This window comes from Streptomyces yatensis (assembly GCF_018069625.1).
GTDB lineage: Bacteria > Actinomycetota > Actinomycetes > Streptomycetales > Streptomycetaceae > Streptomyces > Streptomyces yatensis.
Genome location: NZ_CP072941.1, coordinates 749,350 through 773,804 on the forward strand (window position 1 = coordinate 749,350; position 24,455 = coordinate 773,804).

General features: G+C 71.4%; 2 protein-coding genes. Both read right to left on the minus strand.

Going from position 1 to position 24,455, the window contains the following annotated elements; genetic code table 11:
- Nucleotides 1-36: 36 nt before the first annotated feature.
- Nucleotides 37-14,277: a type I polyketide synthase gene (locus J8403_RS03005; protein WP_211121718.1), complete on the minus strand. Its 14,241-nt coding sequence runs from the start codon at nucleotides 14,275-14,277 to the stop codon at nucleotides 37-39.
- Between the two features lie 25 nt (nucleotides 14,278-14,302).
- The gene (locus J8403_RS03010) at nucleotides 14,303-24,433 is read right to left on the minus strand and encodes a type I polyketide synthase (protein WP_211121719.1); all 10,131 of its coding nucleotides are present in this window, start codon (nucleotides 24,431-24,433) and stop codon (nucleotides 14,303-14,305) included.
- Nucleotides 24,434-24,455: the final 22 nt, after the last annotated feature.

Consider the following 24,455-nt stretch of genomic DNA (forward strand, 5'->3'; position numbering starts at 1 on the left):
GGAAGGGCCGGAGAGAGATGTGCCCCGGGACCGCACTTAACTGAGCTCATTTTCGATGAAGTCGAAGAGATCGTCATCGGATGCCGCGTCAAGCCGCTGGGTGACGCTTTCGGCGTTCGCCGCTCCGGCTTCACCACCGTTCAACTTGGCGAGAAGCACTTGGAGTCGGGTCGCGATGGCCGACCGCTCGGCATTGTCCGGCTCAGCCGTGGAGAGTGTTGCCTCAAGTCGTTCCAGATCCGCGATCAGCGGAGTGGAGGATGTCCCTTCGTCGGGGAGGACACCCGCTCGCACATGTTCCGCGAGTGCCCTTGAGTTCGGATAATCGAAGACCAGCGTGGTGGACAGCCGCAGCCCGGTATCCGCGTTGAGTCGGTTGCGGAATTCTACCGCCGTGAGCGAGTCGAAGCCCAATTCCTTGAACGCCCGGTCCGATTCGACGCCTTCCATTCCCGAGAAACCGAGTACCGCGGCCGCGTGACCGCGCACCAGATCCAGCACGGCGCGCTCCCGCTCGCCGGGGGCCAGTGCGGAGAGCCGTTCCCGCAACCGCGATCCGGCCTCCGCGTGGCTCTCTTCGGCGGCACGGGCCTGTTCCAGAGCAGATACGACCTCGGGCAGCTCGCCGATGAGCGGGCTCGGCCGCCCCATCGTGAACGCGGGGGCGAACCGCTCCCAGTCCATGTCCGCGACCGTCACCACACCGTCGTCACCCACGATCGCGCCCTGCAGGGCGGCGATCGCCAGGTCGGGCGCCATGCTGATCAGGCCGCGACGCGCCAGCTGTTCGCCTCCGCTTCCGGCCGCCATGCCGCTGTCGGCCCAGGGGCCCCAGGCCACGGCCGTACCGGCCAGACCCCGCGCACGGCGGTCCTCCACCAACGCGTCCAGATGGGCATTGGCCGCGCCGTACGCCGCCTGGCCACCACTGCCCCACACACCGGCGATCGACGAGAACACCACGAACGCGTCCAGCTCCCGGTCACCCAGCAGCTCATCCAGGCACGCGGCGCCCGCGGCCTTCCCGGACACCACCGCCGCCGCGTCCGCCAGGCTCATTCCCTGAAGCTCGGCCGCCTGCTCCACACCCGCCGCATGGAACACCGCACGGAGCGGGAACTCCTCCGGAACGGATGCGAGAACACCGGCCACTGCCTCCCGATCGGTCACATCACACGCCGCCACGGTCACCCGGGCGCCCAGCGCCTCCAGCTCCTCGCGCAACTCCGCCGCGCCCGGCGCCTCGGCGCCACGGCGGCTGGTCAGCACCACATGCTCGGCACCACTGCGCACCGCCCAGCGCGCCACCCGACCGCCCAGCGCGCCGGTGCCACCGGTCACCAGCACCGTGCCACGCGCCCGCCACGGCCGCTCCGCTCCCTCACCGGAATCGGCCCGCACCAGACGCCTGGCGAACACACCCGAACCACGCACCGCGACCTGGTCCTCGCCGTCCCCGGCCGCCAGCACACCGGCCAACCGCGCCGCACCACGCTCATCCAGCGCCTCGGGAAGATCGACCAGACCACCCCACACCGCCGAGTGCTCCAGCCCCACCACCCGGCCCAGACCCCACACCTGCGACTGCACGGCACCGGCCAGAGCATCCCAACGCCCCACCGACACCGCACCACGCGTACCGCACCACAGCCGAGCCGGAACCTCCGCCTCGACCATCGCCTGCGCCAGCGTCAGGCTCAGTGCGGAACCACCCGACAGCGCCGGATACCCGGGGCAGGGCTCCTCGTCCAAGGCCACCAGCGACAGGACGCCACCCAGCTCGGGCAGTTGCTCCGCGACCGCCTCACGCAGCCGCCCCGCCAGCACCTTCGCATCCAGGTCGCGCTCATCCACCACCAGCGACACCACACCCGCACCATGCCGCTCAAGCCCCGCGGCAACCCCCGCCACCAGCTCATCCTCGGCACGGGACGCCGGAACCACCACCAGCCACGACCCCGACAACGACCCCTCGGCCACGTCCGGAACCGGCTTCCACGACACCCGATAACGCCAGCCGTCAATCGTCGACTGATCACGGCTGCTGCGGTGATACGCCGACAGCGCCGGCAGCACCTGACTCAGCGGGGCCTCGCCGTCGATGTCGAGCGCCTGGGCCAGCGCCTGGAGATCCTCGCGCTCGACCGCCTCCCAGAACCGCGCGTCCACCGAGTCCGCGGCCGCCGCGTCCCGGCTCCCCAGGGCCATGGACACCTCGGGCCAGAAACGCTCGCGCTGGAAGGCATACGTCGGCAGCTCGACCTGGCGTGCGCCACGACCGGCGAAGACCGCCTCCCAGTCCAACGAGACACCGCTGACGTGGAGTTCGGCCAGCGCCGTCGTCAACGCACGCGCCTCGGAACGGTCCTTGCGCAGCACTGGAACGAGAACCGTTCCGGGGGTGTCGTCCATCCCTTCCGCCAGGCAATCCTGGGCCATCGCCGTGAGCACACCATCGGGACCCACCTCAAGGAACCTGGTCACACCCAACGCCTTAAGCGCACGTACCCCATCCGCGAACCGCACCGCCTCACGCACATGCCTCACCCAGTAGTCGGGTGAGCACACCTCTGTCTCGGAAACCGGCCCACCAGTGACATTGGACACCAGCGTCATGGTCGGCGGCTCGAAGGAGAGCTCGCGGACCACCTGGCCGAACGCGTCCAACATAGTGTCCATAAGGCAAGAGTGAAACGCATGAGAGACCCGCAAACCCTTAGTCTTTCGACCCCTCGCCTCCCAGACACCCGCGACTTCCCGCACCGCGTGTGCATGGCCCGAGACCACCACGGCCGACGGACCGTTGACCGCGGCGATGCTCATCTCGTGCTCGCGGCCGGAGAGTGAGCCGGCGACCTCCTCTTCGGTCGCCTGGATGGCCACCATGGCGCCACCTTCAGGCAGCGCCTGCATCAGACGGCCACGGGCCGCGATCAGCGTGCACGCGTCCTCCAGCGAGAACACCCCGGCCACATGCGCGGCCGCGACCTCACCGATGGAGTGGCCGATCAGCACATCCGGGGTGACCCCCCAGTGCTCCAGCAGCCGGAACAGCGCCACCTCGATGGCGAACAGCGCGGGCTGGGTGAACGCCGTCTGGTGCAACAGCTCGGCATCCGCACTGCCCTCGGCCGCGAACATCACCTCCCGCAGCGGACGGTCGAGCACCACATCCAGATGCGCACACACCTCGTCCAGCGCACGGGCGAACACCGGGAAGCCGTCGTACAACTCCCGCCCCATGCCGAGGCGCTGCGCACCCTGGCCCGAGAACAAGAACGCCGTCCTGCCACCCGTCACGGCCTGTCCCTGGACGACTGAGCCGATTCCGCCCTGAGCCATCTCCTCGAGACCGCGCAGCAGGGCCTCGCGGTCCTCGCCGACCAGCACGGCCCGGTGCTCGAACACCGAGCGAGTCGCCAGCGAGTACCCGACGTCCAGCGTGTCGAGGTCGGCCTCGGCCGCCACATGCGCGTGCAGTCGCGCGGCCTGCGCCCGCAGCGCCTCCCGGCTCTTCCCGGAGACCAGCCACGGCACCACGGCCGGCCCGACCACGCCGGGGGCCACGGTGTCCGAGGCCGCGGGCTCCTCCACAGCGGGGGCCTGCTCGATGATGGTGTGCGCGTTGGTTCCGCTCAGTCCGAACGAGGAGATACCGGCCCGGCGCGGCCGGTCCGTCTCCGGCCACGCGGTGGCCTCGGTCAGCAGCCGCACCTCCCCCGCCGACCAGTCCACCTGCCGCGACGGCTCGTCCACGTGCAGCACCTTCGGCAGCACACCGTGGCGCATCGCCATCACCATCTTGATCACACCGGCCACACCCGCCGCCGCCTGCGTATGACCGATGTTCGACTTGATGGCGCCCAGCCACAGCGGGCTTCCCTCCGGCCGGCCCTGCCCATAGGTGGCCAGCAGCGCCTGCGCCTCGATCGGGTCACCCAGCGAGGTGCCCGTGCCGTGCGCCTCCACCGCGTCCACCTCGGACGCCGACAGCCCGGCGCTGGCCAGGGCCTGACGGATCACCCGCTGCTGCGACGGACCGTTCGGCGCCGTCAGACCGTTGGACGCACCGTCCTGGTTGATGGCCGAGCCCCGGACCACGGCCAGCACCGGGTGACCGTTGCGGCGGGCGTCCGAAAGACGCTCCACGAGCAGCATGCCCACGCCCTCGCCCCAGCCCGTGCCATCCGCCCCGTCGGAGAACGGCTTGCACCGACCGTCGGAAGCGAGTCCGCGCTGACGGCTGAACTCCACGAACGCACCCGGCGTCGACATCACCGACACACCACCGGCCAGCGCCAGGTCGCACTCGCCCTGGCGCAGCGCCTGCATGGCCATGTGCAGCGCCACCAGCGACGACGAGCAAGCGGTGTCCACCGTCACCGCGGGTCCCTCGAGACCGAAGGTGTAGGAAATGCGTCCCGACACCACGCTGGCCGCACTGCCCGTGCCCAGGTGGCCCTCGAGGTCACCTTGCGCGTCCGCCCACAGCCCCGTGTAGTCCTGGCCGTTCGTTCCGACGAACACACCCGCCCGGGCACCCCGCAGCGCCTCCGGAGCGATACCGGCTCGCTCGAACGCCTCCCACGAGGTCTCCAGCAGCAGCCGCTGCTGCGGGTCCATGGAGAGCGCCTCGCGCGGCGAGATCCCGAAGAACCCCGCGTCGAACTCCGGGGCGCCGTAGAGGAAGCCGCCCTCGCGTGCGTAGGACGTGCCGAGCCGCTCGGGGTCGGGGTCGTACAGCCCGTCGAGGTCCCAACCGCGGTCGGCGGGGAACCCGGCGATGGCGTCGCCGCCCTCGGCGACCAGCCGCCACAGGTCCTCCGGTGTGTGGACATCCCCGGGGAAGTGGCAGCTCATCGCGACGATCGCGATCGGGTCATGGGCCACGGCAACGGCCGTCGGCTCGGCGGCGGCCACGGCCGGCTGGGCGGTGCCGAACGCCTCGGCGTCCAGGTAGTCGGCCAGTTCGGCGGCGCTCGGATAGTCGAAGACCAGCGTGGCCGGGAGGCGCAGCCCCGTCGCGATGTCCAGCCGGTTGCGCAGCTCGACCGCCGTGAGGGAGTCGAACCCGAGGTCGCGGAAGGCCCGGCCGGGCTCGACGGACTCCGCCGACGCATGGCCGAGTACGGCGGCCGCGTGCCCCCGTACCAGTTCCAGCACGGCCCGGTTCCGCTCGGCCGCCGACAGCCCGGCGAGCTTCTCGGTGAAGGTGGCCGCTTCCGCCTGGGCACCGTCGTTGACCGCGGTCAGGTGCCTGAGGGCTTCGGGGATGTCGCTGATGAGAGCGCCGCCGCCGGACGCGGCATGCGCCGAGGCCAGGCGCTCCCAGTCGACGTCGGCCACGACAAGCGAAGCCTCGTCATGGCCGACGGCCCAGCCGAGCGCCGCCACGGCCAGCGCCGGGTCCATCGCGGCCACCACACCACCGCGCACCCGTTCCCCGGCACGGCCCTCCACGGCCATACCGGCTTCGGCCCACGGCCCCCAGGCGACGGCCGTGCCGGCGAGTCCGGCACCGCGACGCAGCACCGCGAGCGCGTCCAGGTAGGCGTTCGCCGCCGCGTAGGCCCCCTGTCCGGCACCGCCGACGACACCGGCGAACGACGAGAACAGCACGAAGGCGTCGAGATCCAGATGTGCGGTCAGCTCGTGCAACCGCTCCGCGCCCGCCACCTTCGCGCCGAGCACCCCGGCGACCCGGTCGACGGACAGCCCGTCCAGCACGCCGTCGTCCAGCACACCGGCCGCGTGCACCACACCGCGCAGGGGGAACCGCTCGGGGATCCCCGCCAGCACCTCGGCGAGCGCTTCACGATCCGCGACATCACAGGCGACCACCGAGACCAGCGCACCCATGGCCTCGAGTTCGGCCTTGAGCTCGGGCGCACCGTCGGCCGCCGGACCGCGGCGGCTGGTGAGGACGACGTGCTCCGCGCCCTCGGCCACCGCCCACCGGGCCACATGCGCGCCCAGCGCCCCCGTACCGCCGGTCACCAGCACCGAGCCGCTCGGCCGCCAGGCCTCGCCGCCCGACGGCACGACACGTCCCAACCGCCGGACGAACACTCCGGAGCCCCGCACCGCCGCCTGGTCCTCGGCGCCCTCGGCGGACAGCACACCGGCCAGCCGCCCCACGGCGCGCTCGTCGAGCACCTCGGGCAGATCCACCAGACCACCCCAGATCCGGGGGTGCTCCAGGGCCGCGACCCGGCCGAGGCCCCACACCTCCGCCTGCACCGGGCTGGTGAGCCGGTCCGAACGCCCCACCGAGACCGCGCCCCGAGACGCGCACCACAGCCGAACGCCCACCTCCAGCCCCGCCAGGGCCTGCACCAACCGCAGCGTCAGTGCGAGGCCCGCCGCGACCACCGGCTCCCCGGCGCACGGCTCCTCGTCCAGAGCGAGCAGCGACATCACACCGACCTCGGACTCGCCGTCGAGTGCGCCGAGCAGTGCCCGGGCGAGCCCGTCCGTGTCCGTGTCCGCGGCCACCACCACCGGCACGACCCGGGCGCCGTGCTTCTCGAACCCCTGCCGGATCGACGCGGTGACCTCGCCGTCCGCCAGTCCGGCGGGCACCACCAGCAGCCAGGTCCCCGAGAGAGAGACGGTGGCCACGTCCGGGGCCGGCTTCCAGGAGACGCGGTAACGCCAGCCGTCGACCGTGGCCCGGTCACGCTGCTGCCGACGGTAGGACGACAGCGCCGGCATCAGCTCGCCGAGCGGGCCCTTGCCGTCGACGTCCAGCGCCTCGGCCAGCGCCTCCAGATCCTCGCGCTCAACGGCTTCCCAGAACCGGGCGTCCACGCTGTCGGCAGCGGCCGAGCCGCCTGCCGCCCCGCCCGTGTCCTCCAGCCAGTAGCGCTGTCGCTGGAAGGCATAGGTGGGCAGCTCGACCTTCCGCGCGCCGCGTCCGGCGAAGAGCTGTTCCCAGTCGACGGTGGTGCCGTGCACGTGGAGTTCGGCCAGCGCCGTCGTCAGCGCCTGGGCCTCGGGGCGGTCCTTGCGCAGCACCGGCACGACGACCGCGGCCGATGCCTCCTCCGTCGTCAGGCACTCGCGCGCCATCGCCGAGAGCACGCCATCGGGGCCCACCTCCACGAAGCTGGTCACGCCCTGCGCCTCCAGTGCCCGTGCGCCGTCCGCGAACCGCACGGCCTCCCGCACATGCCGGACCCAGTACTCCGGCGAGCACACCTCATCGGCACCCGCCGACTTACCCGTCACGTTGGAGACCAGCGCGATGGCGGGCGGGGCGAACGACAGCCCCTCGACGACCTTGCGGAAGTCGCCGAGCATGGCGTTCATACGGGGCGAGTGGAACGCGTGGCTGACCCGCAGGCGGCGGGTCTTACGGCCCTGCTCCGACCACTGTCCGGCGATCTCCAGCGTCGCTTCCTCGTCACCGGCGATGACGACGGAGGTCGGGCCGTTGACGGCGGCGATGCTCACCTCGGCCTCACGACCGGCCAGCGACGGAGCGACCTCCTCCTCCGACGCCTCGATGGCCACCATCGCGCCACCCTCGGGCAGCGCCTGCATCAGGCGGCCACGGGCGGCCACCAGCGTGCACGCGTCCTCCAGCGAGAAGACCCCCGCCACATGCGCGGCCGCGATCTCACCGATGGAGTGACCGATCACCACATCCGGGGTGATGCCCCACGCCGACAGCAGCCGGAACAACGCCACCTCGACCGCGAACAACGCGGGCTGGGTGAACGCCGTCTGATCCAGCAGCCCGGCGTCCGCACTCCCCTCCGCCGCGAACATCACATCCTTCAGCGGACGGTCCAGCAGCACGTCCAGATGCGCACACACCTCGTCCAGGGCAAGGGCGAACACCGGGAAGGCCTCGTACAACTCCCGGCCCATGCCCAGGCGCTGCGCGCCCTGACCCGAGAACAGGAACGCCGTCGAACCCGACGTACGCGCGACGGACCGCATCACTCCCGGGGCAGCCTCACCGGCCGCGACAGCCTCGAGCCCGCGCACCAGTTCCGCACGGTCCGCGGCCGTGACCACCGCACGGTGTTCGAGGGCCGAGCGTGTCGCCACCAAGGAGTAGGCCACATCCAGCGTGCCCAGTTCGGTGTGCGCCATCAGATGCGACCGCAGCCGCTCGGCCTGGGCGCGCAGGGCTTCCGGGCTTCGGCCGGAGAGCGCCCAGGGAAGGACGCCGTGGTCCTCGGCGGGGTCCTCGTCCGGCACCGCCTGGTCGTACACCGGGGCCTGCTCGATGATGGTGTGCGCGTTCGTACCGCTCACACCGAAGGCGGAGATACCCGCCCGGCGCGGCTGACCGGTCTCGGGCCACTCGGTGGCCTCCGTCAGCAGCCGCACCTCACCCGCCGACCAGTCCACCTGCCGCGACGGCTCATCCACATGCAGCACCTTCGGCAGCACACCGTGGCGCATCGCCATGACCATCTTGATGATCCCGCCGACACCGGCGGCGGCCTGGGTGTGCCCGATGTTCGACTTCAGCGCGCCCAGCCACAGCGGGCGGCCCTCCGGCCGCTCCTGGCCGTAGGTCGCGAGCAGCGCCTGCGCCTCGATGGGGTCACCCAGCGTCGTACCGGTGCCGTGTGCCTCCACCGTGTCCACCTCGGCGGCCGACAGGCGGGCGTTCGCCAGCGCCTGCCGGATGACCCGCTGCTGTGAGGGGCCGTTGGGCGCCGTCAGACCGTTGGACGCACCGTCCTGGTTGACGGCGGAGCCACGCACGATCGCCAGCACCTGGTGGCCGTTGCGCTCGGCGTCGGACAGCCGCTCCACGAGCAGCATGCCCACACCCTCGGACCAGCCCGTGCCGTCCGCGGCATCCGCGAACGGCTTGCACCGGCCGTCGGGCGCCAGACCGCGCTGACGGCTGAACTCCACAAAGGCCGCCGGCGTGGCCAGCACGGTCACACCGCCGGCGAGCGCCATGGAGCACTCGCCCTGACGCAGCGACTGCGCGGCCTGGTGCAGGGCGACCAGCGACGACGAACACGCCGAGTCCACCGTCAAGGCGGGCCCCTCGAGGCCCAAGGTGTAGGAGATTCGACCGGACACGACCGAGGTCGCGTTGCCGGTCAGTATCTGCCCTTCCAGGTCCTCCGCCGACTCGTTGGCACCGGCCCCGTACCCCGAGGTGGCAGCGCCCACGAACACGCCGATCTGGTTGCCGCGGACGGACGTGGGAGCGATTCCGGCGCGCTCGAACGCCTCCCAGGACGTCTCCAGCAGCAGCCGCTGCTGGGGATCGATGGCGAGTGCCTCCCGCGGCGAGATGCCGAAGAACGCCGCGTCGAACTCACCCGCGTCGTGCAGGAAACCGCCCTCACGCGAGTAGAACGTGCCCGAGTGGTCGGGGTCGGGGTGGTACATCCCGTCCACGTCCCATCCACGGTTGGACGGGAAGTCGGAGATCGCGTCGCCGCCGCCGGCCACGAGGTTCCACAGATCCTCCGGGCTGCGCACACCCCCCGGGAAGCGGCAGCTCATCCCGACGATCGCGATCGGATCGTCGTCGACCGGGGCCGCCACCGCCACCGGCGCGGCCACCGCGCCTCGCGTCCCGAGCACCTCGGCCCGCAGATGGTCCGCCAGGATCGACGCGTTGGGGTAGTCGAAGACCAGCGTCGTCGGCAGCTCCAACCCGGTCTCCGCCACCAGCCGGTTGCGGAACTCCACCGCCGTGAGCGATTCGAAGCCCAGCTCCTTGAACGCGCGCTCGGGCTCGACCGTCTCCCCACCGGTGAATCCGAGGACCGCGGCCACATGGCCACGTACCAGGTTGAGCAGGGTGCGGTCGATCTCGGCCTCGGTCAGCCCGGTCAGCCGCTCCCGCAGACCCGCCGCGGCTTCCGACTGGCCGGACCCGCCGCCGGATCGGAGTACCTTTTCGACCTCGGGGAGGTCGCCGATGAGCGGGCTCGGCCGCTCCAGGGTGAACGCGGGGGCGAACCGCTCCCAGTCCATGTCGGCGACCGTCACCGCACCGTCGTCGCCCGCGAGCGCACCCCGCAGTGCGGCAAGGGCCAGCTCCGGAGCCATGACGAGCAGGCCGCGGCGGGCGAGCTCGCGCTCCATGCCCTCCGATGTCGCCATGCCGCTGTCGGCCCAGGGGCCCCAGGCAACGGCCGTACCGGCCAGACCCCGCGCACGGCGGTCCTCCACCAACGCGTCCAGGTAGGCGTTGGCGGCGCTGTACGCGGCCTGGCCACCACTGCCCCACACACCGGCGATCGACGAGAACACCACGAACGCGTCCAGCTCCCGGTCACCCAGCAGCTCATCCAGATGCGCGGCGCCCGCGGCCTTCCCGGACACCACCGCCGCGGCATCCGCCAGACTCATCTCCGCAAGCTCGGCCGACTGCTCCACACCCGCCGCATGGAACACCGCACGGAGCGGAAACTCCTCCGGAACGGCATCCAGCACAGCGGCCACCTGCGCACGGTCGGCCACATCACACGCCGCCACGGTCACCCGGGCGCCCAGCGCCTCCAACTCCTCGCGCAGCTCGCCCGCGCCCGGCGCGTCGGCGCCACGGCGGCTGGTCAGCATCACATGCTCGGCACCACTGCGCGCCAGCCAGCGGGCCACCTGCCCGCCCAGGGCGCCCGTGCCGCCGGTCACCAGCACCGTGCCACGCGCCCGCCACGGCCGCTCGGCCCCCTCACCCGCGTCAGCCCGCACCAGACGCCTGGCGAACACACCCGAACCACGCACCGCGACCTGGTCCTCGCCATCCCCGGCCGCCAGCACACCGGCCAACCGCGCCACACCACGCTCATCCAGCGCCTCGGGCAGATCGACCAGACCACCCCACACCGCCGAGTGCTCCAGCCCCACCACCCGGCCCAGACCCCACACCTGCGACTGCACCGCACCGGCCAGAGCATCCCAACGCCCCACCGACACCGCACCACGCGTACCGCACCACAGCCGAGCCGGCACCTCCGCCTCGACCATCGCCTGCGCCAGCGTCAACGTGGCGGCGAAGCCACCGGAGAGCGCGGCGTGCCCCGGGCAGGGCTCCTCGTCCAGGGCAAGCAGCGACAGGACGCCACCCAGCTCGGGCAGCTCCGCGACCGCCTCACGCAGCCGCCCCGCCAGCACCTTCGCGTCCAGGTCGCGCTCATCCACCACCAGCGACACCACACCCGCACCATGCCGCTCAAGCCCCGCGGCAACCCCCGCCACCAGCTCATCCTCGACACGGGACGCCGGAACCACCACCAGCCACGACCCCGACAACGACCCCTCGGCCACGTCCGGAACCGGCTTCCACGACACCCGATAACGCCAGCCATCGATCGTCGACCGGTCACGGCTGCTGCGGTGATACGCCGACAGCGCCGGCAGCACCGCACGCAACGACGCCTCGTCGTCGAAGTCCAGCTCCTTCGCGAGCGATTCGAGATCCTCACGCTCGACGGCCTGCCAGAACCGCGCATCCACCTCGCGACGGATTCCGGCATCGGCACCGGCCGCATCGACGGACTTCTCGACCCAGTAGCGCCGGCGCTGGAAGGCATACGTCGGCAGGTCGATCCTGCGGGCCTCGAGACCGTCGAAGACCGAGGTCCACTCGACAGCGGAGCCGTGAACGTGCAGCCGTGCCAGCGCGGTGGTCAGGGCCACGGCCTCCGAGCGGTCCTTGCGCAGCACCGGCACGATCACGGGCGCCGAGGCAGGCTCGCCCGGTCCCGTCAGGGAGTCCTGTGTCATCGCCGAGAGCACGCCGTCGGGTCCCACCTCCAGGAAGGTGGTCACGCCCTGTCCCTCGAGCGTCCGCACGCCGTCCAGGAAGCGCACGGCTTCCCGCACATGACGCACCCAGTACTCCGGCGAGCACACCTCGGTCTCCGAGGCCATCCTGCCGGTGACGTTGGAGACGAGGTCGATGGTGGGCGGGGCGAACGACAGCCCCTCGACGACCTTACGGAAGTCGTCCAGCATGGCGTCCATGCGGGGCGAGTGGAAGGCGTGGCTGACCGTCAGCCGACGGGTCTTGCGGCCCTGCTCCGCCCAGTGTCCCGCGATCTCCAGCGCCGCTGCCTCATCGCCCGCGATCACCACGGCCGTGGGGCCGTTGACGGCGGCAATGCTCAGCTCGGCCTCACGACCGGCCAGCGACGGAGCAATCTCCTCCTCCGACGCCTGGATCGCGACCATCGCCCCACCCTCGGGAAGGGCCTGCATCAGACGGCCACGGGCGGCCACCAGGGTGCACGCGTCCTCCAGGGAGAAGACCCCGGCCACATGCGCGGCCGCGATCTCACCGATGGAGTGGCCGATCACCACATCCGGGGTCACACCGAAGTGCTCCAGCAGCCGGAACAGCGCCACCTCGATGGCGAACAGCGCGGGCTGAGTGAACGCCGTCTGGTTCAGCAGTTCGGCATCCGCGGTGCCTTCGGCCGCGAACATCACCTCGGTGAGCGGACGGTCGAGCAGCACATCGAGCTGCGCGCACACCTCGTCCAGCGCACGGGCGAACACCGGGAACGCCTCGTACAACTCCCGCCCCATGCCCAGGCGCTGCGCGCCCTGACCCGAGAACAAGAACGCGAGCGTGTCCTCGATCCGGGTCGTGCCCTGGACCACCTGAGCCGCGTTCTCGCCGGTGGACAGAGCCTCCAGGCCACGCAGGAGCTCGTCCCGGTCCGCGGCGACCAGGGCCGCGCGGTGGTCGAAAGCCGAGCGGGTCGTGGCGAGAGAGAATCCGATGTCCGCCGGTGTCAGCTCCGAGTGGGCACTGAAGTGGGCGTGGAGTCGGCCCGCCTGGGCGGCGAGCGCCTCAGCACTCTTGGCGGACACCAGCCATGGCAGGACGGCGAGCCGCTTCGCCGCGTCCGCCTTGGGAGCGGTCGCCTCGGGCTGCCCATCACGGTCGGCTTCCGGGGCCTGCTCGATGATGGTGTGCGCGTTGGTGCCACTCACCCCGAACGAGGAGATACCGGCCCGGCGCGGCCGGTCCGTCTCCGGCCACGCGGTGGCCTCGGTCAGCAGCCGCACCTCACCCGCCGACCAGTCCACCTGCCGCGACGGCTCATCCACGTGCAGCACCTTCGGCAGCACACCGTGGCGCATCGCCATCACCATCTTGATCACACCGGCCACACCCGCCGCCGCCTGCGTATGACCGATGTTCGACTTGATGGCCCCCAGCCACAGCGGGCTGTCCGCAGGCCGCTCCTGGCCATACGTCGCCAGCAGCGCCTGCGCCTCGATCGGGTCACCCAATGTCGTGCCCGTACCGTGCGCCTCCACCGCGTCCACCTCGGACGCCGACAGCCCGGCACTGGCCAGCGCCTGACGGATCACCCGCTGCTGCGCCGGACCGTTGGGCGCCGTCAGACCATTGGACGCACCGTCCTGGTTGATCGCGCTGCCCCGCACCACCGCCAGCACCGGATGGCCGTTCTTCCGCGCGTCCGACAGCCGCTCCACCAGCAGCATGCCCACGCCTTCGGCCCAGCCCGTACCGTCCGCGGCGTCCGCGAAGGGCTTGCACCGGCCGTCGGCCGCCAGCCCGCGCTGACGGCTGAACTCCACGAACGACCCCGGCGACGCCATCACCGACACACCACCGGCCAGCGCCAGCTCACACTCGCCCTGGCGCAGCGCCTGCATGGCCATGTGCAGCGCCACCAGCGACGACGAACACGCCGTGTCCACCGTCACCGCGGGTCCCTCGAGACCGAAGGTGTAGGAGATACGCCCCGACACCACGCTGGCCGCGCCACCGGTCAGATAGCCCTCGAGTTCACCCCCCACCTCATAGAGATGAGTCGAGTAGTCCTGACCGTTGGTACCGACGAAAACCCCGACCGGCCGGCCGCGCAGGGACACGGGGTCGATCCCGGTTCGCTCGAACGCCTCCCATGACGCCTCCAGCACCAGCCGCTGCTGCGGATCGGTCGCCACGGCCTCACGAGGAGAAATTCCGAAGAACTGCGGGTCGAATTCGTCGGCATCGTAGATGAAGCCACCCTCTCGGGTGTAGCTCGTCCCAGGATTGTCCGGGTCCGGGTGGTAGAGCCCCTCGAGGTCCCAGCCGCGATTGGTCGGGAATCCGGAGATGGCGTCGACGCCATCCGCGACGAGTCGCCACAGCTGCTCCGGGGTGCTGACGCCCCCGGGAAAGCGACAGCTCATCCCCACAATGGCGATGGGCTCCCGCGACGCCGCCATCAGGCGCTGGTTCTGTAGCTTGAGGCGGTCGTTTTCCCGCAGAGAAGCGCGCAGCGCTTCGACAACTCTTTCGGAGGACGTAGCCATCAGTAGCTCCACACTTCCACGAACATCAAAGGTCTGCGCCGCCCAGTGCCCTCTGGACGAGGTCGTCGACATCCATCTCGTCGACAGCGCTGTTCATTTCTTCTTGGGGCACCGGCTCAGAACCGCTCTCCGAGATGTGGGCGAGTTCCAGCAGGGCGTCCATCAGTCCGGCCTCACGGAAACGCGCGAGCGGAATTGAGGCCAAGGCCTCGCGAATTCGGTCTTCTTCGGGGTCGTTCTGCTCAGCGCCACTGGCCTGCGGAAACATATTCGTCTCCAAATGCTCGGCCAATACGGTGAGGTTCGGGAAGTCGAACGCCAACGTGGTCGGCAACTCCAGGCCGGTGATCGCGCCCAGCCGGTTGCGGAGCTGCACGGCTGTCAGCGAGTCGAAGCCGAGTTCCCTGAACGACTGATTGCTCTCGATGGCGTCGGGGGTCGCGTGCACCAGGACCGCGGCGACGTGCTGCCGGACCAGCTTGCGCAGGGAGCGCTGACGTTTCGCCGAGGACAGCCCCTCCAGACTCGCGCGCAGCTCCGCCGCGGCCGATTCGGCCGGCTCCGGGTCTGCGGACGTCGACGACACGTTCGACCGCCGCGGCTTGGTCAGCTCGCTCAGCATGGGGGTCGGCCGGGTGCCACCGAGCTCTTCGCCGAGGCGGTCCCATGCGGCGTCGGCCACCAGGACGAAGGGCTCGTCCAGGTCGAGCGCGCGCTGGAGTGCGGAGATCGCCAAGTCGGGGTCCATCGGGGCCACGCCGCCCCGCTCCATGTGCCCTTCGAGGTCGCCGTCGATGACCATGCCGCTGCCGGCCCAGGCGCCCCAGGCGATGGAGACCGCCGGAAGCCCGTCGGCCCGCCGCTGGGCCGCCAGCGCGTCCAGGAACGCGTTGCCCGCCGCGTAGCTCCCCTGCCCCGGACCGCCGGTCGTGCCCGCCGCCGAGGAGAACAGCACGAACGCCGACAGCTCCATCCCGGCGGTCAGCTCATGCAGATTCCGCGCCGCGTCCACCTTCGGACGCAGCACCCCGGCCGCCCGCTCCACCGTCAGGGCGTCGATCACACCGTCGTCCAGCACACCCGCCGAATGGACCACGGCGGTCAGCGGGAACTCCGACGGAATCGCGTCCAACAGCCCGGCCAGCTCCGCACGGTCGGCCGTGTCACACGCCGCCACCGTCACCCGGGCACCGAGCTCCTCCAGCTCCGCCTTCAACTCGGCGGCGCCCTCGGCCTCCATCCCACGACGGCTGGTCAGCACCAGATGCTCGGCACCCGTACGCGCCAACCACCGCGCCACATGGCCGCCCAGCGCACCCGTACCACCGGTCACCAGCACCGAACCACTCGGCCGCCAGCCATCCGTGGCCGTGTTGTCAGGCGCCCAAGCCCGCACCAGCCGCTTGACGAAGACCCCCGAGCCGCGCACCGCGACCTGGTCCTCGTACTCCGCACCGGTCAGCACTCCGGCCAGCCGGACCACCGCACGGCTGTCGATGGTCTCGGGCAGGTCCACGACACCGCCCCAGCGCTGGGGATACTCCACTCCGACGATCCGCCCCAGCCCCCAGACCATCGCCTGTGTCGGGCTCACCAGCCGGTCGGAACGTCCCACGGAGACCGCACCCCGCGTCCCGCACCACAGCGGGGCCACCACCCCGGCGTCGCCCAGCCCCTGGACCAGCGCCACCGTCGCCGCCAGCCCGGCCGGGACCACCTCGAACGATCCGTGGGCCGACTCGTCCAGCCCGAGCAGCGAGAACACGCCCGCCACACCCGACGGATCCACTCCCGTCTCGTCAAGCGCCCCACGCAGCCGCTCCGTCATCACCTCACGGCCATCGGCCGCGTCGACGACCACGCGCACCACCTGCGCGCCGCGCCCGGCCAAACCATCGACCACGGAGGCGAGCAAGGCGTCGTCACCACAGACCTTGGGAACGGCGACCAGCCACGTGCCGGTGAGCGTGGCCTCAGCGGCGGACTCCACGGACTTCCAGACCACGCTGTGGCGCCAGCCGTCGACCGTGCTCCGCTCACGCCACTGACGACGCCACGACGACAGCGCCGGAAGCAACGCGGTCAGGGACGACTGCTGCTCCGCGTCGTCCACCTCCAGGGTGCGGACCAGCGCCTCCAGGTCCTCGCGCTCCACGGCTTCCCAGAACCGGGTGTCCACCGCGTCCGCGCCCAGCCCCTCGCCGCCGGCGGGCACCTCACCGACCGGCGCGTCCAGCCAGTACCGCTGACGCTGGAAGGCGTAGGTGGGCAGGTCGACCCGACGGGCGCCCTGTCCGGCGAACACCGTCGGCCAGTCGACACCGACCCCGCTGACGTACAACTCGGCGGCGGAGGTCAGGAACTGCTCCAGGCCGCCCTCGTCGCGCCGCAGGGTGCCGACGACCACGGCCCGCGCCTCGGCGGCCTCCACGGTCTGCTGCAACGGCAGCATGAGGACGGGATGCGGGCTCGCCTCGATGAACACGCCGTGCCCGCTGCCGAGCAGGGTGCGGGTGGTGGCCTCCAGCTCGACGGTCTGCCGCAGGTTGCGGTACCAGTACTCGGCATCCAGACCAGCGGTGTCCACCAGCTCACCGGAGACCGTGGAGTAGAACGGCACCTCCGACGAACGCGGCTGAATGTCCGCCAGGACCCTCAGCAACTCCTCGTGGATCGCCTCCACATGGGCCGAGTGCGAGGCGTAGTCCACCGGAACCCGGCGAACACGGATCTCCTCACCCTCCAGCTGCGCCACCATCTCATCCAGCGCACCCGGATCACCGGAGACCACGACCGAGCCGGGGCCGTTGACCGCGGCGACGGATATTCCGCCGTCCCAGGCGGCGATCCGCTCCTTGACCTGGTCGACCGGAAGCCCGACCGACACCATGCCACCACGACCCGCAAGGCCCGCCGCGATCGCCTGCGACCGCAACGCCACCACCTTCGCGGCGTCCTCCAGCGACAGCGCACCGGCCACGCAGGCCGCGGCGATCTCACCCTGGCTGTGCCCCATCACCGCATCCGGCTCCACACCCACCGAACGCCACAACTTCGCCAACGACACCATCACCGCGAACAGCACCGGCTGAACCACATCCACCCGGTCGAAACCAGGAGCGCCCTCGACGCCGCGCAGCACATCCGTCAACGACCAGTCCACATGAGCCGACAACGCCGACTCACACGCACCGATCGCCTCCGCGAACACCGGCGAACTCTCGAGCAGGCCCACCGCCATCCCCATCCACTGGGCACCCTGGCCGGGGAACACGAACACCGAACGGCCCCGCAGATCGGCCACACCGCGCGTCACACCAGCGGCAGCCTCGTCCGCGGCCAGCGCACCCAGCCGCGCCAGGAGCTCCTCACGGTCAGCACCCGTCACCACCCCACGGTGCTCAAACGGGGACCTGGTCGTCGCCAGCGACAGCGCCACATCCGAAAGGCCCAGCTCCGGGCGGGCCGCCACGAACTCCCGCAACCGCCCGGCCTGTGCCTGCAGACCGGCCGGGCTGCGGCCCGACACCGCCCAGGCCACCGGCCCCTCGGCCACCTCGGCGTCGGCGGCCTCGGCCGCCTCGTCCTCCGGAGCCTGCTCCAGAATGGTGTGCGCGTTGGTCCCGCTCACGCCGAACGAGGAGACGGCGGCCCGACGCGGATGTCCGGTCTCCGGCCACTCGGCGGTCTCGGTCAGCAGTCGCACCTCGCCCGCCGACCAGTCCACCTCCTTCGACGGCTCATCGATGTGCAGCGTCTTCGGCACCACTCCGTGCCGCATCGCCATCACCATCTTGATGACACCGGCGACGCCGGCGGCGGCCTGCGTATGACCGAGGTTCGACTTCAACGCGCCCAGCAGCAGCGGCTGCCCCTCGGGCCGCCCCTGCCCGTACGTCGCCAGCACGGCCTGTGCCTCGATCGGGTCGCCCAACGGCGTACCGGTCCCGTGCGCCTCCACGACGTCCACGTCGGCCGCCGGCAGCTGAGCGCTGGCCAGCGCCTGGCGGATCACGCGCTGCTGCGACGGGCCGTTCGGCGCCGTCAGGCCGTTGCTCGCACCGTCCTGGTTGACGGCCGAGCCACGGACCACCGCCAGCACCGGGTGGCCATTGCGCCGGGCGTCCGACAGGCGTTCCAGGAGCAGCATGCCCGCACCCTCGGACCAGCCCGTGCCGTCCGCCGCTTCCGCGAACGGCTTGCACCGGCCGTCGGGAGAGAGTCCCCGCTGCCGGCTGAACTCGACGAACACATTCGGCGACGACATCACCGTGACGCCGCCGGCCAGTGCCAGGTCGCACTCGCCCTGGCGCAGCGCCTGCGCCGCCAGGTGCAGCGCCACCAGCGAGGAGGAGCACGCGGTGTCCACCGTCACCGCCGGCCCTTCGAGTCCGAAGGTGTACGAGATGCGGCCGGACGCGACGCTGCCCGCGCTGCCGGTGCCGAGGGAGCCTTCGAAGCCCTCCGGGGGGTTCCCCTGCAGACGGGTGGCGTAGTCGTTGTACATGACGCCGACGAAGACGCCGGAGCGGCTGCCCCGATTGGCCACGGGATCGATGCCCGCCCGCTCGAACGCCTCCCACGAGGTCTCCAGCAGCAGTCGCTGCTGCGGGTCCATGGAGAGCGCCTCACGCGGCGAGATCCCGAAGAACGCCGGGTCGAACTGGTCGGCGTCATGGAGGAATCCGCTGTTGCGGACGTAGTACGTGCCCTCCCGGTCGGGGTCCGGGTCGTACATCCCCTCAAGGTCCCAGCCGCGGTTGGACGGGAACTCGGACACCGCGTCCGTGCCGGACATCACCAACTGCCACAGTTCCTCCGGGGTCCGGACCCCGCCCGGGAGACGGCAGCTCATGCTCACGATCACGATGGGGTCGCTGTCCACCGGTGTGCCCGCCGCGGCCACCACGCCCGCGCCCGCCGAGATGGCGGCGCCGTCGGTGCCCAGGATTTCGTCGCGCAGGTGGCCGACGAGTGCCATCGGGGTCGGATAGTCGAAGACCAGCGTGGCGGAGAGTCGCAGGCCGGTCTCGGCGGTGAGCCGATTCCTCAGATCGACGGCCATCAGTGAGTCGAAGCCGAGTTCCTTGAAGGGCTGCCGTGTGTTCACCGTTTCGGGCGTGGCGTGTCCGAGGGCGGCCGCGGTCTGAACGCGGACCAGCTCCAACAGCGTCTCGTCCTGCGACGTCCGCGACAGCCCCGCGAGGCGGCGGCGCAGTTCGTCGGGGAGACTTCCGCTCTGCTCCGACCGCGCGGTACGGCGTGTCGTCACGTTGGGCACGACATTGCGGAAGAGGGCGGGGAGTTCGGCGCCCTGCGCACGCAGGGTGGGGATGTCCAGCCGCAGCGGAACCGGCACGCTTTCGTCCGACGCCAGCGCGGCATCGAAGAGTTCGAGCCCCTCCTCGGAGGAGAGCGGCACCAGACCCGAACGCGACACCCGGCGCAGGTCTTCCTCGCCGAGGTGTCCGGTCATGCCGCTGGCCTCGGCCCACAGACTCCACGCCATCGACACGCCCGGCAGCCCCTGGGCCCGGCGCCAGGACGCCAGACCGTCCAGGAACACATTCGCCGCGGCATAGTTGCTCTGCCCCGCGCCGCCCAGCACACCGGTGGCCGAGGAGAACAGCACGAACGCCGACAGGTCCATCCCCGCCGTCAGCTCATGCAGATTCCACGCCGCGTCCACCTTCGCCCGCAACACCGGCTCAACCCGCTCACGGGTCAGCGACGTGAGCAGCCCATCGTCGAGCACACCCGCCGCATGCACCACACCACTCAGACCAAACCCCTCCGGCAACCCCGACAACACCCCGGCCAGAGCCGCACGGTCCGCGGCATCACACGCCGCGATCACCACCTCGGCGCCCGCGGCCTCCAACCCGGCCCGCAGCTCCGCGGCACCCTCGGCCTCCGCACCACGGCGGGACATCAGCACCAGCTTCCCGACACCGTGCCGGGCCACCAGATGCCGCGCCACCACACCACCGAGGACACCCGTACCACCGGTGATCAGGACGGCACCCGAGCCGAACCCACCGGCCTCCGGAGCCTCACCCGAGGGCAGCACCCGGCCCAGACGCGGCACCCGCACCGCGCCCGACCGCACCACCAGCTGCTCCTCACCCCGAGCCAGCAGCCCGGGAAGAACACCAGCCACTCCGTCCAGGTCATCGGTGTCCACCAGCACCAGACGCCCGGGGTTCTCCGCCTGCGCGGACCGCACCAGACCCCACACCGCGGCCCCGGCCAGATCCCGCACACCAGCGCCGTCACCCACGTCGACGGCGCCCCGGGTCACCAGGACCAACTGGCCGTCAACGGGCCCCTGGCCGGCCACCCACGACCTCACCCGGTCGAAGGCCTCAAGCACCTCCCCATACACCTCGCCCACCACGTCCGCGCCGCTGGAGACCACGCGCACGACCTCCGCCTCCGGCACGGGCTCCGCCCGATCCACCGCAGGCGCGGGCACCCACTCCAGCCGGAACAGCGCGTCCCGGGCCGCACCGCCCACAGCCCTCAGTTGACCGGCCTCGACCGGCCGCAACGTCAAGGAGTCCACCGACGCCACCACACGCCCGGACTCGTCCCCCACCACGACCGACACCGCACCCGAGTTGCCCTGGGTCGCCGGAGCCAGCCTCACCCGCAGCGAGGAGGCGCCGACCGCCCCGAGTGAGAATCCCCGCCAGGAGAACGGCAGCAGACTGCCCGAACCGTCGGCGAGAGCCTCACTCACCCCCATCGCGTGCAACGCCGCGTCGAACAGCGCCGGGTGCAGGCCGAACTGACCCGCCCGGTCCCGCTCCGCCTCCGGTAGCGACACCTCGGCGAACACCTCGTCGCCACGGCGCCACGCACGCTTGAGCCCCTGGAAGACCGGGCCGTACTCCAACCCGTTCTCCGCGGCCCGCACATAATGCTCCGACACCTCCGCGGCCTGTGCCGCCGCCGGAGGCCACGCCCCGAAGTCGAAGAAGGTCTCGTCGGTGGCCTGGACCGGCGCGAGGGCCCCGCGGGCATGACATACCCATGCCGTGGTCTCTCCCTCCGTCTCATCCCGCGAGAACACGCTCACCTCGCGGTAGCCGGACGCGTCCGCCTCTCCCACCTCGACCTGAAGGCGCACTCCGCCCTTCTCGGGCACGATCAGCGGCGCTTCCAGGATCAGTTCCTCGACCCGGCCGCAGCCGACCTGGTCGCCCGCCTGCACCGCCAACTCCACGAACGCGGTTCCCGGCAGCAGCACGACGCCGTGCACGGCATGGTCCGCCAGCCAGCCATGCGTGGCCAACGACAGCCGTCCGCTCAGCAGCACCCCGCCGCCGCTCGCCAGCGACACCACCGCGCCCAGCAACGGGTGGCCCAGCGAACCCAGGCCGACCGAACCCACATCGCCCACACCCGCGGGCGCTTCGAGCCAGTAGCGGTCGCGCTGGAAGGCATAGGTCGGCAGTTCGACCCGCCGGCCACCGCGCTCCTCCAGCGCGGCGGCCCAATCCACCTGGACGCCATGGGTGAACAGCTCGGCGGCAGAGGTCAGGAAGCGCTGGAGTCCGCCGTCGTCACGCCGCAGCGTGCCGAGGACCACGGCCTCCGCCTCAGCGGCCTCGACGGTCTGCTGCACCGGCAGCCGCAGCACGGGATGGGGGCTCACCTCGACGAACGCCGAATGCCCGTCGGCGATCAGCCTGCGGGTGGTGGTCTCCAGCTCGACGGTCTGCCGCAGGTTCCGGTACCAGTACTCCGCGTCCAGACCGGCCGTGTCCATGGGCTCACCGGTCACCGTGGAGTAGAACGGCACCTCCGAGGAGCGCGGCGAGATGTCCGCCAGGACCTTCAGCAGCTCCTCACGGACCTCCTCCACCAGGACGGAGTGCGACGCGTAGTCGATGGCGACCCGGCGGAGCCGGACCTCCTCGCCGTCGAACGCCGCGAACAGCTCGTCCAGCGCCTTCGCATCGCCCGCCACCACCACCGAACCCGGCCCGTTGACCGCGGCCACGGACACCGCGCCGTTCCATGCGGCGATCCGCTCCCGCACCTGGTCGATCGGCAGTCCGATCGACACCAGTCCACCACGGCCGGCCAGACGCGCCGCGATCACCCGCGACCGCAGTGCCACCACCTTGGCCGCGTCCTCCAGCGAGAGCGCACCCGCCACGCAGGCCGCGGCGATCTCGCCCTGGCTGTGCCCCATCACCGCGTCCGGCAGCACACCCACCGAACGCCACAGCCTCGCCAGCGACACCATGACCGCGAACAGCACCGGCTGAACGACGTCCTCCCGGTCATAGCCGGGGGCACCGTCGGCGCCGCGCAGCACCTCGGTCAGCGACCAGTCCACATGAGGCGCCAACGCGGCCTCACACTCGGCCATCGCCTCCGCGAACACCGGCGAGGACTCGATCAGCCCGACCGCCATGCCCACCCACTGGGCCCCCTGGCCGGGAAAGACGAAGACGGAGCGGCCGGGGGTCGCGCTTTCGCCCACCACCACGCCCGGATGTGCGGACTTCTCCGCCACCGCGCCGAGGCCCGCCAGCAATTCCTGCCGGTCGCCGCCCACCACCACCGCTCGGTGCTCCAGCACCGACCGGGTCTTCACCAACGACAGCGCGACGTCGGCCGCACCGTACTCCGGGCGCTCCGCCACGAAGTCCCGCAGCCGCCCGGCCTGCGCCCGCAATCCCTCCGCACCGCGCCCGGAGACCACCCAGGCCACCGGGCCGTCAACGCCCTCGGTGACGGCGGTCTCGGCCGCCTCGGCCTCCGGGGCCTGCTCCAGGATCACATGCGCGTTCGTCCCGCTCACTCCGAACGAGGACACACCGACCCTGCGCGGCTCCCCCGTCGCCGGCCACGGGGTCGGCTCGGTCAGCAGCGACACCGCCCCCGCCGACCAGTCCACATGCTCCGACGGCTCTTCGACATGCAGGGTCTTCGGCAGCACACCGTGCCGCATGGCCATCACCATTTTGATGACGCCACCCACACCGGCGGCCGCCTGCGTGTGCCCCATGTTCGACTTCAACGAACCCAGCCACAACGGCCGGTCCGCCCCGGGACGCTCCTTGCCGTAGGTGGCCAGCAGCGCCTGCGCCTCGATCGGGTCGCCCAGCGTCGTACCCGTGCCGTGTGCCTCCACCGCGTCCACCTCGGCCGCCGACAGGCCCGCGTTCCGCAGTGCGTCGCGGATCACCCGCTGCTGCGAGGGACCGTTCGGCGCGGTCAACCGGCTGCTCGCGCCGTCCTGGTTGACGGCGGCGCCCCGTACCACGGCCAGCACCTGGTGCCCGTTGCGCTCGGCGTCGGACAGCCGCTCCAGCAGCAGCACACCGGCGCCCTCGGCCCATGAGGTGCCGTCGGCCGTGTTGGAGAACGACTTGCAGCGTCCGTCCACGGCGAGTCCGCGCAACCGGCTGAACTCGATGAACACCTCTGGAGTGGCCATCATGGCCACGCCGCCGGCCAGCGCCAGCGAGCAGTCGCCCTTGCGGAGCGCCTGCATGGCCAGGTGCAGCGCCACCAGCGACGAGGAGCACGCGGTGTCCACGGTCACCGCGGGGCCCTCGAAGCCGAAGGTGTAGGAGATGCGGCCGGACGCGATGCTTCCGGCGCTGCCGTTGCCCAGGTGGCCTTCGAGACCCTCCGGTATCGCGTGGATGCGGGAGCCGTAGTCGTTGTACATCACGCCGACAAAGACGCCGGTACGGCTGCCGCGCATGGACGCCGGAGCGATGCCCGCCCGCTCCAGCGCCTCCCACGAGGTCTCCAGCAGCAGCCGCTGCTGCGGATCGGTCGCCAGCGCCTCGCGCGGACTCATGCCGAAGAACGAGGCGTCGAAGCCGTTCGCGTCGTGCAGGAACCCGCCCTCACGCGTGTAGCTCTTGCCGGGCTTCTCCGGGTCCGGGTCGTACAGGTCCTCGTCCCATCCCCGGTCCACGGGGAAGGCGGAGACGGCGTCGGTGCCCGAGGCGACCAGTTCCCACAGGTCTTCCGGCGTCTCGACCCCACCGGGATACCTGCACCCCATGCCGACGATCGCGATGGGTTCCCGGTCCCTGTCCTTGAGCTCCCTCAGCTCTTCACGGGTCTCGTGCAGGCTGGCCGTGGCGCGCTTGAGGTAGTCGCGCAGTTTGGTCTCACTCACCGCTTCTTGTCACTCCTCTGAG